This is a genomic window from Bilifractor sp. LCP19S3_H10 (assembly GCF_052119185.1).
Classification (GTDB): domain Bacteria; phylum Bacillota; class Clostridia; order Lachnospirales; family Lachnospiraceae; genus Bilifractor.
Window position 1 is genome coordinate 223,813 of sequence record NZ_JBQKFT010000002.1, and the last position, 12,992, is coordinate 236,804.

Below are 12,992 nucleotides of genomic sequence, written 5' to 3' on the forward strand. Positions count from 1 at the left end.
CGCTTGCGGGGCATGGACGTTTACTTATTTATAATAGTCAAAATGAAGTCCGTACATCCGTACCGTATCGCCGTCCTGAATACCTGCCTTCTCGAGATCACTGAGAATACCGGAATCCTTCAGGAACTTCTGGAAGAACTGGAATCCCTTCTCGGAATCCAGATTCGTGTATCCGAGCATCTTCTCGATCTTTGGTCCCTCAACAATGTAGGTATGATCCTCCGTCTCTGACTTTGTGACGGTATAAGGAAGGTTGTCCTCAGGGATCATGATTTCCGGATCAAACTCCTGCGCGTACAGCTCCGTATTCTTCGGGATCTCATCCAGACGGTTCTGTACATAGTATAGCAGTTCTTTAATTCCTTTTCCAGTCGCAGCCGAAATCGGGAATACGCGAATGCCCTTCGGCTCGAACTCCTTCTTCAGCCTCTCCACCGGGTCCTCTGTTCCATCCTCCGGGAAAATCAAATCAACCTTGTTTGCAGCGATCACCTGCGGCAGCTTCTCAAGGTTCGCATTGTATTTCTTCAGTTCGCCGTTTATGGTATAGATGTCTTCCACAGGGTCCCGTCCCTCTGTACCGGCGGCATCCACGAGATGGATCAGCATCCGGCAGCGCTCAATGTGACGCAGGAACTCGTATCCCAGTCCCGCTCCCGCAGAGGCTCCCTCAATCAATCCCGGAATATCTGCCATGACAAATCCATTGCAGCCTTCCAGGTCAACTACACCGAGATTCGGAATCAAAGTTGTGAAATGATACTCGGCAATCTTCGGCTGCGCATTGCTGACTCTCGACAGCAGTGTTGACTTGCCGACACTCGGAAAACCAATCAGTCCCACATCAGCAATCATTTTCAGCTCGAGCCTCAGCTCCAGCTCTCTGGACGGCTGACCCGGCTGCGCGTACTTCGGTACCTGCATGGTAGGCGTCGCGTAATTCATATTACCCTTGCCTCCCCTTCCGCCCTTCAGAAGCACCACACGGGTGTTTTTGCCGGACATATCCGCGATAACCTTCCCGCTTTGTGCCTCATAGATCACCGTTCCGTCCGGAACCTTCAGGACAACGTCCGCTCCGTCCTTCCCGGTACAGCGCTTTTTTCCGCCCTCCTGTCCGTCCTCTGCCTTGAATTTGTAATGATGACGAAAGCTGGCAAGCGTATTCAGTCCGGGATCCACCTCGAAAATGACACTTCCGCCATTTCCTCCGTTACCACCGTCCGGTCCGCCTGCCGCTACAAACTTCTCACGGCGGAAGCTTACATGGCCATCCCCGCCCTTTCCGGATTTCACCGCAATTTTCGCACGATCTGCAAACATAATGATCACCTCAGTTCATAAAAAAAGAATGTAACTTATATCGCCGACTCAGAAAAAATAAACAACAACTACAAAAACACATGGGTAGGCCATATAAATTGCATTCTCAACAATAATTTGCCCTGTTCCGCGCTTCTGGCCCCTGCAATTCTCTGTATAGCACAGGCAGCCGGAGCTTCGCGTCTGGCACTGCCGCAGTTCTTTGCCCAAATAGCAGAAAGAGCCGTCACAGCAAATGTGACAGCCCTTATGTTTCAAAAATTATTCAGCTGCTTCAGCCTGCGGAATAACAGAACAGATCTTTCTGTCTCTTCCCTTACGGGTAAATCTCACGATACCATCTGCTGTAGCAAACAGAGTATCATCTTTGCCAAGGCCTACATTCAGACCCGGATGAATATGAGTTCCACGCTGTCTGTAAAGGATGTTGCCGGCTTTTACAAGCTGTCCGTCTGCTCTCTTGGCGCCCAGTCTCTTGGACTCGGAATCACGGCCGTTCTTTGTAGAACCTACTCCCTTTTTATGAGCGAAGAACTGAAGATTTAAATTCATCATTTCTTACACCTCCACGAAATTAACATCAATGAAGTCCTGATAGGACTCTTCTTCCTGCATATCGGAAAGGGTGGAAGCCAATGCCCGAAGCAGCAGCTCCGATCCGTCAGACGGAATACCCTTTACACGGACACAAATCACCGCATTCTCAGGATCCGAGGATTCCTCTATCTGATCTCCGGTAAAACGATCCAGTGAATTCACTGTGTGAATGACCAGAGCAGATACGGCTGCACAGACGATATCCTCGCCCGCCTCCGCATATCCGGAATGATCTCTTGCCTCAAAGCCGGTAATCCTGCCGTTCCGATTCTGATAAAAAGTAACCTTGGTCATTTAAGCATTGATCTTGCTGATCTGTACCTTTGTGTACTGCTGTCTGTGACCGTTCTTCTTATGATAGCCGGTTTTTCTCTTGTACTTGTAAACGATAACCTTCTTCGCCTTTGCGTTGGCAAGAACCTTTGCTTCTACAGAAGCACCGGCTGTCTCGCCGCCGACCTTGATGGTATCATCGTCGCGAACTGCAAGTACCTGATCAAATGTTACTGTCTCTCCAGCCTCTGCACCGAGCTTCTCAACACGGATAACATCGCCTTCGGAAACCTTGTACTGCTTTCCGCCAGTTGCAATAATAGCGTACATATAGGACACCTCCTACTTTCTAAAACTCGCCAGATCCGGTGGCCTGCATAAATTCAGGCAGACTCTTATACCTCTCTGTGCGGCATACCTGGATATTATTGCATATGCTTCGATAATTGTCAACCCGAAAATCTAGAAATCTGGGCCGTACAATCTAAAAATCTGGCCCCCGGAAATGCTCTCTCAGGAATGGCCCCTGGGAACCTTTCCGAGCATATCCCTTTCATATGTGCGGTCGGCCACCATAAGCCGGATAAAGGTATACAGAAGAATCGGCACGCTCCCCCAGATCGCTCTGACCGAAAAAACCTCGCACAGCAACGTGGAAAGAATCCCTCCGGCCAGGAAAAACAGAATCATTGACCCATGCATTTTCCAGCGGAGAGCAGCCTTCGGATCCTTATCCCGCACAGCCTTGACCAGATTGCTGCCCGTCTGGCGGATATGATTGGTCACAAAGGTAGTGGCCATCGGAATTCCCTGATTCTGACGGAAGGTGTTGAATTGCATGGAACAGATAAAATTCAACGTAACCTGGCAGATCTGGTCAGGAGCGTTTTCCGGAAGAGCTCCGAGCAGGATCGCCACAGGAATCTCAAATCCAACCAGAATCGTGTCCCAACGCAGCATATGCAGCCGCTTCACTCGTTTGGCCAGAAACTCTGACAGAATTGCGCCGGCAAAGTAGGCAGAAATCGGTATCAGCAGGTATAAAGCCTTATCCCAGTCTCTCTCGCCGATTGCCATGGACAGAAGGACGACATTTGCCGTCTGTGCGTTGCAGAACACACCACCCCGAACCATGAAGGTATACGCTCCGTAATAACCGCCTACCAGGATCAGCGACCAGAAAACCCAGTGCTTCTCACACTCCAAAAAAAACTCACGATGTGCATCATGTTCGGATAGCTCTTTTGCATTATGTCTCATTTCGATTGCCTTTTCCAATTGCCTCTAAGGCAGAACCACTCTTCCGCAGGTGCATCGAACTGCGCCGTCTGCATAATAAGCGGAAAAAGTACAGGCAGTACCCGCGTCTTTGCGTTCCTGTCTGTACTTTAATGTTATACCGTGATTAATGTTATACCGTGATTTTGTGATTGATAGTAACCGCCAGGCTTCCGGGCCCGATATGGCATCCAATGACAAGGGAAAGCGGATCACCCTTGATTTCATCGTTCGGAAACGCTGCCTTTATCTCATCCACCCACTCTTTCACTTCTTCGGGATCATCTCCCTCCGAGTAGGAATAACGGATGGTATATTCTCCCTTATCCACAAAGTCCTTGAATCTTCCGGTCATGTCCTTACGCACAGCGTCCAGCATGATTTTCTTCGCCTGCTTTGTACCCCGGGCTTTTGCGTAAGCATCCAGCTTTTCTCCCTGAATCTGCAGTACCGGTTTGATGTGAAGCACACTTCCGATCAATGCGGCAGCAGCTGTGATGCGCCCGCCTCTTTTCAGATATTTCAGAGTATCTACCATTATATATATGCTGGAATTGAACTTGTCCTCTTCCAGCTTCTCGCGGATCTGTTCTGCATTCCACCCGGCATCTCTCAGCGTCTGTGCGTCTTCCACCGACTGGCGCATGGTAACGGAAATCCTCTGGTTATTCACCACCTGAACCTTGCCGTCATAGTTCTCCGCCAGCAGCCTGGCTGTCTGATAGGAATTGGAAAGTCCGCTGGAAAGCGGAATGTATACAATCTCATCATTCTCTCTGAGCACCCTGTCCCAGAGATCCGTAACCTCGGCGGGAGCCGGCTGAGAGGTGGAGACACTCACGTTCGGGTCCTCAAGCTCCTTGAAAAACTCCGCCTGCGTTATATCAATATCTTCACGAACCACCTTTCCGTTGATCAGAAATGACATCGGCAGCACATATACCCCGAGCTCCTTCGCCATTTTCTGTGTGATTCCGCTGTTACTGTCGGTTACGATTGCAACCTTCGACATGAAATATCCTCCTCACCCTGCTTGTAAACATATTATAAATTCATTCTACAATAGCCCCGATAAAATGCAAACACCCACTTTTAAAAAAATGTGTCTTCATCAGGTTTTCAAAAAACCGCTCAGGAAAAGGAGAAAACCCCTTTGATAATCTGCAGATCAAAAAGAAACAGGAGCAGAAAGGCGGCACCTCCTGACGAAATAATGCCCATAACGGCTATCCCTTATCAGCGGATCAGGAGAAACAGAATGCCGGTCAGAAGGATCACACCGGTCGGCACCAGAATCTGTGTCAGCCGTTTTTCCTCCAGACCAGGTTCGATAAAAGCAGGTTTCGTCCACGTAACGGATCTCCGGATCAGCCAGCATCCCGTATAGATCAATATTGGAAGCGGGATGCCGTAAAACAGCAGAGAGACTCCGACCATCTGCGAGGATGCGGTATAGGACGCCTGGGAAGTGGCGTCCGATGCCAGAAAAGAGATTACCACCAGAAGCCCGTTATAGCAGAAATGCAGCAGACTCGTGTAGAAGATATTATCCGTCTCGAGAATTACCCAGGTCATCAGCGCACCGAGAATTCCGGGTATCCACCAGCGGACGGGATAAATATGAAAAACACCGAACAGAACCCCACCCACGAGGATGATCTGCCATCTCTTTCGAAAGCTTGTACGAAGGCCTGATACCAGGACTCCTCGATGCAGAGCCTCTTCGCACACGGCAGGCATGAAGGCGGTGAGAAAAAGCTCAACGGGCAGACTCGAGGAATAGGTGCCCGCAAGGCCCTCATCGATGCTCTGCAGGGCATGCGGAACGAAAAACATCTCCATAATCGTCACAACATCTGCTGCCAGATAACCGGCGACAACCAGGATCAGAACTCCGAAAACAGCGGACATCCGTGGCCTTTGCAGCGGAAATACCTCCTTCGGATCTGCCTTCATGAAAAACACAAAAAGAACGGAGGCCACAACGAATTCAAGCTCCATCGCAAAGGAATCCAGATCCATGTTCCCGGTCAGCAGGTAAACCCATCCGTTCGTAAAAATCCAGACCGCCATCATGCAGATAAAGAAGACCAGACACTGCCAGAATTTCAGCTCACGCTTCGTCCGCGGTTTCTTCAGTCCCCTGGGCGCTGTTCCGGATATGCTCTCGTATGGCACCCACTCGTGTTCATACCTGTTTTCATTCCCGCGTGGATCATTCTCCCAGTTTCTGCTTCCGGACGATCCATTCTGCCGGGTTCTGCTTCCTGCCGGGTCGTCCTGCCGGGATCTGCTTCCAGATAGATCATTCTCCTGCTTGTTTCTGCTTCCTGAAGAATCGTCCTGCCGGTTCCTGTCTCCGTAGAGATAATTCTGCCGGCTTTGGTCTTCTCCGGAATGATTAAGATTGAAGGAATTATTCTGCATCTGCTTCAATATCCTTTAACTGCTCCTTGAATGATTTTCTCTTCTTGGTCCGCGTAATTTCCATGATGTCAAGCGCGGTGATATCGATGACCTGAGGCCGTGAGGGGTCTTTGCGAAATTCCTCCGTCATCCTCTCTCTCAGTCTTCTCTGATCACCCGGTTCTCTCATATTGATGAAATCCACGAGAATCGTTCCAGACAGCTGCCGCAAACGAATCTGCCTCGCGATCTCGGGAGCCGCTTCATCATTTGTCATCTGAACCGTTTTTGAGAAGCTTTTATTCCCGGAGTAACGTCCGGTGTTCACATCGACGGATACAAAAGCCTCCGTCTGTTCGATCACAAGGAAACCTCCGGACTTCAGCCAAACATTGCGGCTCTGAAGGGCTTCGAAAAGCGTCGTCAGATTATAGAGCTTGTAGAGATCCACCATCCGGTCCTCATAGAGAACCGCCTCCGGCCGGTCATCCTCCGAAAATGTCCGGAGGATATAATCGTCCAGCTCCCGTTTCGTCTCCGGATCGTCGGTGACGAGGCGCTTCAGTTCCCTGACCGGGCATTGCTTCAGAAGATAGATCGCATCGCTTTCCGACTGATACAGACATGAATAACAGGTTCTCTCCAGTCCGTGATCCAGAATCCGGTTCATCTGACCCGATAGTGCGTCCCATTCCCCCCGGAGCTCCTCCTCATCCGCTTCGGCGGCATTCGTTCTGACAATCAGACCGAAGCGGCCGTCGCAGAGCGGACGGAAAAAATCTTCCAGGCGCTTACGGTCGTCTTCCGCAAGCTTTCTGGAAAAGTTCAGGGTCTTCCGCTCTGAGGTCAGCACCAGGAATCTGCCCGGAACCGTCAGGTTCTGCGTCAGCCTCGGAAGCTTCTGCTTCATCGCCTCTTTCTCAACCTGTACCAGAATCTCGTCTCCCGCCTTCAGTGTCCTGTCCTGCCTTGCATGCTTCGGAGGCAGCGGAAGATATCCGTTCCGGTCGGGGCCGATCCGGACAAAGGCAGCATTCAGATTGTTCTGGATGCTCTCGATCTTTCCCACATAAATATTGCCGAGTATTGACGGGCTGTCTTTTCTCCGAATATAGAACTCCACCGGTTTGTCATCCTCATAAAGCACCGATGCAAGACACGGAACTTCTCCCGCCGGATATTTTGCGATTACAATCTTCTTCTCTCCCATGTTCTCTGCTTCCCCCGCGGGTATACTCATGTCCTGTTCCTCAATCACCTTCAGGCCTTATCTGTTTATACAGACAGCCGCTCCCAACTTTATCGGCTTCTTCACACAGCCCGCAGTTCAGCCGAACAACAGCGGTTACTGCGCGCCTGCCGCATGGGGAACATGGTCCAGCGGCACAAGCTTTCTGTCTTCAGCCGTTCCGATATTCGTATAGATGTCGTTGCGGTGAATCAGAAGACTGAAAGCCGGAATCTCAAAGCCCGCGGATTCCGCGAATGCGCTCATGACCAGTTCCGGCTTCAGATTGCTGACGCTTCCGGCAGAAAGCAGCATATGGAAGGCGACACGCTCCGCGTCCGTGCCCTGGGGATGCTCTGCCAGTGCCTGATCATCCAGCTCTGTCAGGTTCATCTCATAGATCCAGGGAAGGATATCCGTCTCCGCCTCACTGCGTTTTGTTTTTCGAAGTACAATGACGGAAGGCGACGACAGAAAGGCGTTCAGCTTATCCTGGAGTACGTCACGCTCCGGAAGCTTCACGCTTTCCTTCCGGAAACTTACCGTATAGTCAGCCGCGTTTACCAGCGTCATGCATTTCTCCGCCTTTGTGATTCCGATTCGGATGCAGCTTTCCGCATGCATCCCCGGAACCATCTGCCGGTTCAGTCTCTCAAGGATCTCTTCCCCGGGGATTTCTTCCTTCAGATCAAGATCAAAATATTCGCCGCTGCTTGTCTTGCCCACGCCGAGCGGAGCCGCGAAAGACATCAGCATATGAGGGCTGAATCCTTCGGACAGGGAAACCGGAAGCCCGGCTCTGCGGATTGCCTTCTGAAAGAAACGCATGACATCCAGATGACCTATGAATTTCAGACATCCGGTTTTTGTAAATTTAATCCTGACTCTCATAGCACACTCCTCCCCTGTAGACGCGGCATCCGCATCCGCTGCATCTCTGCCGGCAGTTCGGTGTGATGATTCCCTCCTTGGCCCGCTTCCACTCCCGGATCAGGAAATCCCGGCTGACCTGGCAGTCCAGAAAATCCCACGGAAGCAGCTCGGAGGTGTCTCTCTCCCGCGCGGTATAGAAATACGGATCAATTCCGCACTCCCGGAAGCTTTCCTGCCATCTGTCCTCATCGAAATACTCTGTCCAGGCATCGAAGATCGCGCCTTTGCGGTAAGCTGTCTCGATTGCCTGAGCGACGCGCCGGTCTCCTCTTGCGAGGACACCCTCCAGGACCGAAATATACGCATCGTGATAGGTGTACCGGATGCTCTTCTGGTTCGTCATCGCGCGAACCTCGTCCTTGACCATATGCGCCTTATCAAGGAATTCCTGCTCCCGGTCCATCCGTGCCCACTGGAAAGGCGTGAAGGGCTTTGGAACGAAGAACGAGCTGCTCGCGGTTATGCTGATTTTGCCCGTTCTCTCCTCCTTTGGAATATTGTCATAATAGCACTCGGCCACCTTCTGACAGAGGTGCGCAATATCCTTGACATCCTCTTCATTCTCTCCCGGCAGCCCAAGCATGAAATAGAGCTTTACCTTGTTCCACCCGCCGCGGAACGCCTCGAGGGCGCCGCCAAGGATGTCCTCTTCGGTGATGCCCTTGTTGATGACATCACGCATACGCTGTGAACCCGCCTCCGCCGCGAAGGTCAGGCTGCTCTTCTTCACATCCTGCACCTTCGACATCACATCGAGCGAGAAGGCATCGATTCTGAGAGACGGAAGCGATATGTTGATGCCCTTTTCGTTGCAGATCTGAATCAGGAAGCTCAGAAGCTCATTCAGCTCCGAGTAATCGCTGCTGGAAAGCGAGCTCAGGGAAATCTCATCATAGCCGGTATTTCTCAGCATCACCTCCGCCTGCCGCTTCAGCCGTTCCACATTCTTCTCCCGAAGCGGACGATAGATCATACCTGCCTGGCAGAAACGACAGCCCCGGATGCATCCCCGCTGAATCTCCAGAACGACCCGGTCCTGTGTGGCCTGAAGATAGGGAACAATCGGCGCGTCCGGATAGGACACCTCACTGAAATCCATGACGATCCGCTTACGCACCTTTTCCGGCACGCCATCCTCAGTCGGAGCGAAGGACGCGAGCGTCCCGTCCTCATGATAGGACGCCCGGTAGAACTGCGGCACATAGAATCCCTCGATACGGGAGGCCCGAAGAAGGAAATCCCGGCGGCTCATACCGGTTCTTTTTTTCTCCTGATACAGATCGAACAGCTCATCGTACGCGACCTCGCCCTCACCGATATAAAACAGATCGAAGAATTCCGCGATCGGCTCCGGATTGTAGGTGCAGGGGCCTCCGCCGATGACGATGGGTTCATCCTCTCCCCTGTCCGCGGCGTGAAGAGCAATTCCGGACAGATCCAGGATCTGGAGGATATTTGTATAGCACATCTCGTACTGAATCGTGATTCCGAGAAAATCAAACGAACGAACCGGATCCTGAGACTCAAGGGCAAAGAGAGGGATTTTCTTCTCCCGCATGATCTCATCCAGATCCGGCCAGGGCGAATAGACTCTCTCGCACCAGACATCCTCTCGTTTATTAAACATATCATACAGGATCTGAATCCCCAGATGAGACATACCGATCTCGTAGACATCCGGAAAACACATACAGAACCGGATCATCTTCTCCGGATCGAAAGATTCCGACTTGTCAACCGCATTCACCTCATTGCCGATATACCTGGCAGGCTTGTCAATTGACAGCAGAATTTCATCGCTCAATGCCAATCTTCTCATACATTCACCCTTTAAAAATTATTTCGTTCAGGAAAAAACGAGATAAAACACGCTGCGCGAGTTTTATCTCGCTATCGCGACGCTCGCCGCACACGAATACTACGCATTCGGCTGCGGCTCACTGTTCGCGTAAATCCACCTGTCCGCGGGTCAGAACAGAATCTGACAGCCGCGGGCAGGCATATATGGTTATTCGGTGCTTCCCTGACCGGCCGGTTTCTGCGTCCCGTCAACCGGCTGTTTCCGGGTATCACGAATGATATCGTCCCGGAACATGGAGAATTTGTCCATCGGATAATTCTCAAGGTTCTTCAGCACTTTTCTGTCATCTGCCTTCTTCAGCAGCTTCTCACGGTCCTTCATAATCTCCGCGGCAGTCACCTTGCGGGACGGGCCGCCCACGCAGCCGCCCGGACAGATCATACCCTCGACGAAATCTTCCTGAAGTCTGCCAAACTTCAGCATCGTAAGTGCCTTCTTGCACTCCGGACCGCCCGCGGCTTTCAGAAGCCGGATACCTGAGGTATCCTCACCGCGCTCCTTCATACACTCAATCACGGCATTCGCAACTCCGCCGGAGGTGGCGAATCTCTTACCGAAGATGGAAGCCTCCTGATACGGATCGGTACAGGGCTTCAGCTCCACATCTTTGGAGCGTAAAAGCGCCGAGAACTCACCATAGGTCATGACATAATCTGCGTTTTTCGGCACACCCTCTACATCCGCTGCTTCGGATTTCTTCGCTACACAGGGTCCGAGGAAAACCGTCACGCATCCCGGATGCATGGCCTTGAGATATCGGGACACGGCGCACATCGGAGACACAACTGTGGACATGTTGTTCTTGTACTGCTCCGGGAAATGTACCTTCAGCATATTGATAAAGGCAGAGCAGCAGGAGGTCGTCATCTTCCGCCCTTCCTTCAGAGCTTCACTCCACTCTTCAGACTCAAAGGCTGCCGTCATATCTGCTCCCAGGCCGACCTCGACCAGATCCTTGAACCCGAGCTCCTTCACCGCCTGACGGATGGACCCCATTGTGATATCCGGTCCGTACTGACCCTCGGTCGCGGGCGCAACCATCGCATAGACTTCTTTTCCGGCCTTGATGTCACGGATGATGTCTACGAGGTAGGATTTTGACGCGGGCGCGCCAAACGGGCAGGAATGAATGCAGAGCCCGCACTGAATGCATTTCGAATCATCAATGACGCAGATTCCGTACTCATCATAGGTAATGGCGCCTACCGGGCAGGCCTTTTTGCAGGGCCGGACCAGATGAACGATCGCATTGTAGGGACACGCCTCCGCACATTTTCCGCACTCCTTGCACTTTGTCGCGTCGATATGAGAACGATGCGCGCCCATATCGATCGCGCCGAATTTGCAGGAGCTCTGACATGGCTGTCCCATGCATTTGCGGCAGTTGTCGGTTACGGTATAAGCGGATATCGGACATTCCTCACATGCCGGTCCGAGAACGCGCACGATATTCTTCGAGGTATCGTTCGGATCCGGGTTCTTGCCCTCCGCCATACGAATCCGGCGCTTGATCAGCTCGCGGTCTTTGTAGACGCAGCATCTGTATTTTGCAAGAGGTCCCGGACTCAGCTTCAGGATCAGCTTTTCCTTGCCGTCCTCATCCAGCTCGTCGTTCCAGGCAAGCCTTGCCGTCTCCTCAAGAATCTTATGCTTCAGCTGAATCAGATTTTCATCATTTGTAACCATACAATACATCCTTTCCAATCCAATTAAGACAAGTATAGATTCAGTTTACTATTTTTGAAAGTTTGATTCAACCGGTGCACGTCCGTACGGACAAATGTTTCTTCAAAAATACACCGCGCTCTTCTCTTTTTCCGGTCCGTCCGTGTTCCCTTTTTTCAGTGGATTTGCTATAATATAGCGGCCCGTATAACAGCGACCTGTCCGTATAACAGCGGCCTCAATAACAGCGTCCTGTATCATAATGGCACGTATAATAGTGACCCGTATAATCTGTGACGCAATTTCAGAAATGTTTGATTCACGTATGATTTGGAGGTAAAGATGAAGTTTTATTATCCCGTTATTGTAAAGAAAACCGAAAACGGATATCACGCGAAGTTTGCTGATCTTGAGATGTGTGAGGCAGACGGCGATACCCTCGACGAGGTGCTCGACAACGCGAAGGACGCCGCCTACAACTGGATTGAGGCGGAGTTTCAGGAGCCGGATCCGCAGCTTCCTCCCTCTTCCGACAAAGCAGATCTCGAGGCGGAAGCCGCAGAAGGAGAGATCGTCCGGGAGATCCTCATCACCTATCGGATGATGGAGGGATGGGAGGAGTAAACCCGATACGATACATCGTTCCACAAACTGTATAAGCTACGCTGCGGATTGTTCCTTGTTTCGCACTCCCGCTGTCAATATCCCCTGTCGCTGCTCAGCATATACAGGAGGGCGTTGCAGATGCAGGCGGCGATGTTGCTCCCGCCTTTGCGCCCTCTTGCAACGATGTATGGTACATCCGTCTGCATGATCAGTTCCTTCGACTGCACGACATTTACAAAACCGACCGGAACGCCGATGATGAGCTCGGGCTTTACCGTACCGTTCTCAATCATCTCATACAGACGCACCAGCGCCGTCGGCGCATTGCCCACTGCAAAGATAAGCTTCCGGTCCAGTCTGGCAGCTTTTTCCATGCATACCGCAGCGCGGGTGACGCCCCGTTTTTTCGCCTCTTCCGCTACATCCGGATCGGACATGAAGCACAGTGCCTCTCCTCCGTACCGGGCAAGCGCGTGCTTGTTGATTCCCGAGTGCGCCATATGCGTGTCTGTAACGATGCTTGCCCCGCCGCGGATCGCATCCAGCGCTTTTTCCACAACGTTCTCTGAGAAGCAGAGGTTATCCGCGTAATCAAAATCCGCGCTGGTATGGATACACCGCTTCACAATCAGCTCCGTTCCGGGTATCAGAAGACGGTTCTTCTCTCCCAGCTCCTCCGTGATGATCTCGAAGCTGCGCTTCTCAATATCCATCGGCTTCACATTTTCCAGTTCAATCTTTACTTCTGACATATCGGTAATTCCCATCCTTCCAGCATTCCCTGCACTTTTCCACGATGTTCTTTCCCTGATTTATTTCACC

The 12,992-nt window shown here is 51.6% G+C and carries 13 protein-coding genes; 1 reads left to right on the forward strand and 12 read right to left on the reverse strand.

Going from position 1 to position 12,992, the window contains the following annotated elements; genetic code table 11:
• Positions 1–24: 24 nt before the first annotated feature.
• The 11 genes from obgE to ACTQZS_RS02795 form a co-directional block, all read right to left on the reverse strand.
• Positions 25–1,323: a GTPase ObgE gene (obgE, locus tag ACTQZS_RS02745; protein WP_441474480.1), complete on the reverse strand. Its 1,299-nt coding sequence runs from the start codon at positions 1,321–1,323 to the stop codon at positions 25–27.
• A gap of 261 nt (positions 1,324–1,584) precedes the next feature.
• Positions 1,585–1,878, reverse strand: a complete 294-nt coding sequence (rpmA, locus tag ACTQZS_RS02750) for a 50S ribosomal protein L27 (protein WP_441100189.1) — start codon at positions 1,876–1,878, stop codon at positions 1,585–1,587.
• A gap of 3 nt (positions 1,879–1,881) precedes the next feature.
• Positions 1,882–2,214, reverse strand: a complete 333-nt coding sequence (locus ACTQZS_RS02755; protein WP_441100190.1) for a ribosomal-processing cysteine protease Prp — start codon at positions 2,212–2,214, stop codon at positions 1,882–1,884.
• Positions 2,215–2,523, reverse strand: coding sequence for a 50S ribosomal protein L21 (rplU, locus tag ACTQZS_RS02760; protein ID WP_441100192.1), 309 nt, complete (start codon positions 2,521–2,523; stop codon positions 2,215–2,217).
• 183 nt (positions 2,524–2,706) lie between these two features.
• Positions 2,707–3,453 carry a YoaK family protein gene (locus tag ACTQZS_RS02765; protein ID WP_441474481.1) on the reverse strand — a complete coding sequence of 249 codons (747 nt, stop codon included), beginning with the start codon at positions 3,451–3,453 and terminating at the stop codon, positions 2,707–2,709.
• A 151-nt stretch (positions 3,454–3,604) separates the two neighbouring features.
• Positions 3,605–4,483, reverse strand: coding sequence for a DegV family protein (locus ACTQZS_RS02770; RefSeq protein WP_441474482.1), 879 nt, complete (start codon positions 4,481–4,483; stop codon positions 3,605–3,607).
• A gap of 224 nt (positions 4,484–4,707) precedes the next feature.
• On the reverse strand, positions 4,708–5,898 hold the full coding sequence (locus ACTQZS_RS02775; protein ID WP_441474483.1) for a CPBP family intramembrane glutamic endopeptidase: 1,191 nt from the start codon (positions 5,896–5,898) through the stop codon (positions 4,708–4,710).
• A complete protein-coding gene (locus ACTQZS_RS02780) occupies positions 5,888–7,135 on the reverse strand; it encodes a ribonuclease E/G (RefSeq protein ID WP_441474484.1) in 1,248 nt (415 codons plus the stop codon). Before ACTQZS_RS02780 ends, ACTQZS_RS02775 begins: the two co-directional genes overlap by 11 nt.
• Before the next feature lie 87 nt (positions 7,136–7,222).
• Complete coding sequence (locus tag ACTQZS_RS02785; protein WP_441474485.1) at positions 7,223–7,996, reverse strand: TIGR03936 family radical SAM-associated protein; 774 nt, start codon at positions 7,994–7,996, stop codon at positions 7,223–7,225.
• Positions 7,980–9,857: a TIGR03960 family B12-binding radical SAM protein gene (locus ACTQZS_RS02790; protein ID WP_441474486.1), complete on the reverse strand. Its 1,878-nt coding sequence runs from the start codon at positions 9,855–9,857 to the stop codon at positions 7,980–7,982. Before ACTQZS_RS02790 ends, ACTQZS_RS02785 begins: the two co-directional genes overlap by 17 nt.
• A gap of 189 nt (positions 9,858–10,046) precedes the next feature.
• The gene (locus ACTQZS_RS02795; protein WP_441474487.1) at positions 10,047–11,585 is read right to left on the reverse strand and encodes a 4Fe-4S dicluster domain-containing protein; all 1,539 of its coding nucleotides are present in this window, start codon (positions 11,583–11,585) and stop codon (positions 10,047–10,049) included.
• Between the two features lie 321 nt (positions 11,586–11,906).
• Between ACTQZS_RS02795 and ACTQZS_RS02800 the strand changes: the two genes are divergently transcribed.
• Positions 11,907–12,188, forward strand: coding sequence for a type II toxin-antitoxin system HicB family antitoxin (locus tag ACTQZS_RS02800; protein WP_441100205.1), 282 nt, complete (start codon positions 11,907–11,909; stop codon positions 12,186–12,188).
• Positions 12,189–12,262: 74 nt separating this feature from the next.
• Here the strand turns inward: ACTQZS_RS02800 and ACTQZS_RS02805 are convergent, their stop codons facing one another.
• Positions 12,263–12,922 (reverse strand): precorrin-8X methylmutase, encoded by a 660-nt coding sequence (locus ACTQZS_RS02805; RefSeq protein WP_441474488.1) that lies wholly within the window; start codon positions 12,920–12,922, stop codon positions 12,263–12,265.
• Positions 12,923–12,992 lie beyond the last annotated feature (70 nt).

What these genes read in the sequence shown, in the direction of transcription:
- obgE (WP_441474480.1), bottom strand. Translation starts at nt 1,323, where the DNA reads ATGTTTGCAGATCGTGCGAAAATTGCGGTGAAATCCGGAAAGGGCGGG.
- rpmA (WP_441100189.1), bottom strand. Translation starts at nt 1,878, where the DNA reads ATGATGAATTTAAATCTTCAGTTCTTCGCTCATAAAAAGGGAGTAGGT.
- ACTQZS_RS02755 (WP_441100190.1), bottom strand. Translation starts at nt 2,214, where the DNA reads ATGACCAAGGTTACTTTTTATCAGAATCGGAACGGCAGGATTACCGGC.
- rplU (WP_441100192.1), bottom strand. Translation starts at nt 2,523, where the DNA reads ATGTACGCTATTATTGCAACTGGCGGAAAGCAGTACAAGGTTTCCGAA.
- ACTQZS_RS02765 (WP_441474481.1), bottom strand. Translation starts at nt 3,453, where the DNA reads ATGAGACATAATGCAAAAGAGCTATCCGAACATGATGCACATCGTGAG.
- ACTQZS_RS02770 (WP_441474482.1), bottom strand. Translation starts at nt 4,483, where the DNA reads ATGTCGAAGGTTGCAATCGTAACCGACAGTAACAGCGGAATCACACAG.
- ACTQZS_RS02775 (WP_441474483.1), bottom strand. Translation starts at nt 5,898, where the DNA reads ATGCAGAATAATTCCTTCAATCTTAATCATTCCGGAGAAGACCAAAGC.
- ACTQZS_RS02785 (WP_441474485.1), bottom strand. Translation starts at nt 7,996, where the DNA reads ATGAGAGTCAGGATTAAATTTACAAAAACCGGATGTCTGAAATTCATA.
- ACTQZS_RS02790 (WP_441474486.1), bottom strand. Translation starts at nt 9,857, where the DNA reads ATGAGAAGATTGGCATTGAGCGATGAAATTCTGCTGTCAATTGACAAG.
- ACTQZS_RS02795 (WP_441474487.1), bottom strand. Translation starts at nt 11,585, where the DNA reads ATGGTTACAAATGATGAAAATCTGATTCAGCTGAAGCATAAGATTCTT.
- ACTQZS_RS02800 (WP_441100205.1), top strand. Translation starts at nt 11,907, where the DNA reads ATGAAGTTTTATTATCCCGTTATTGTAAAGAAAACCGAAAACGGATAT.
- ACTQZS_RS02805 (WP_441474488.1), bottom strand. Translation starts at nt 12,922, where the DNA reads ATGTCAGAAGTAAAGATTGAACTGGAAAATGTGAAGCCGATGGATATT.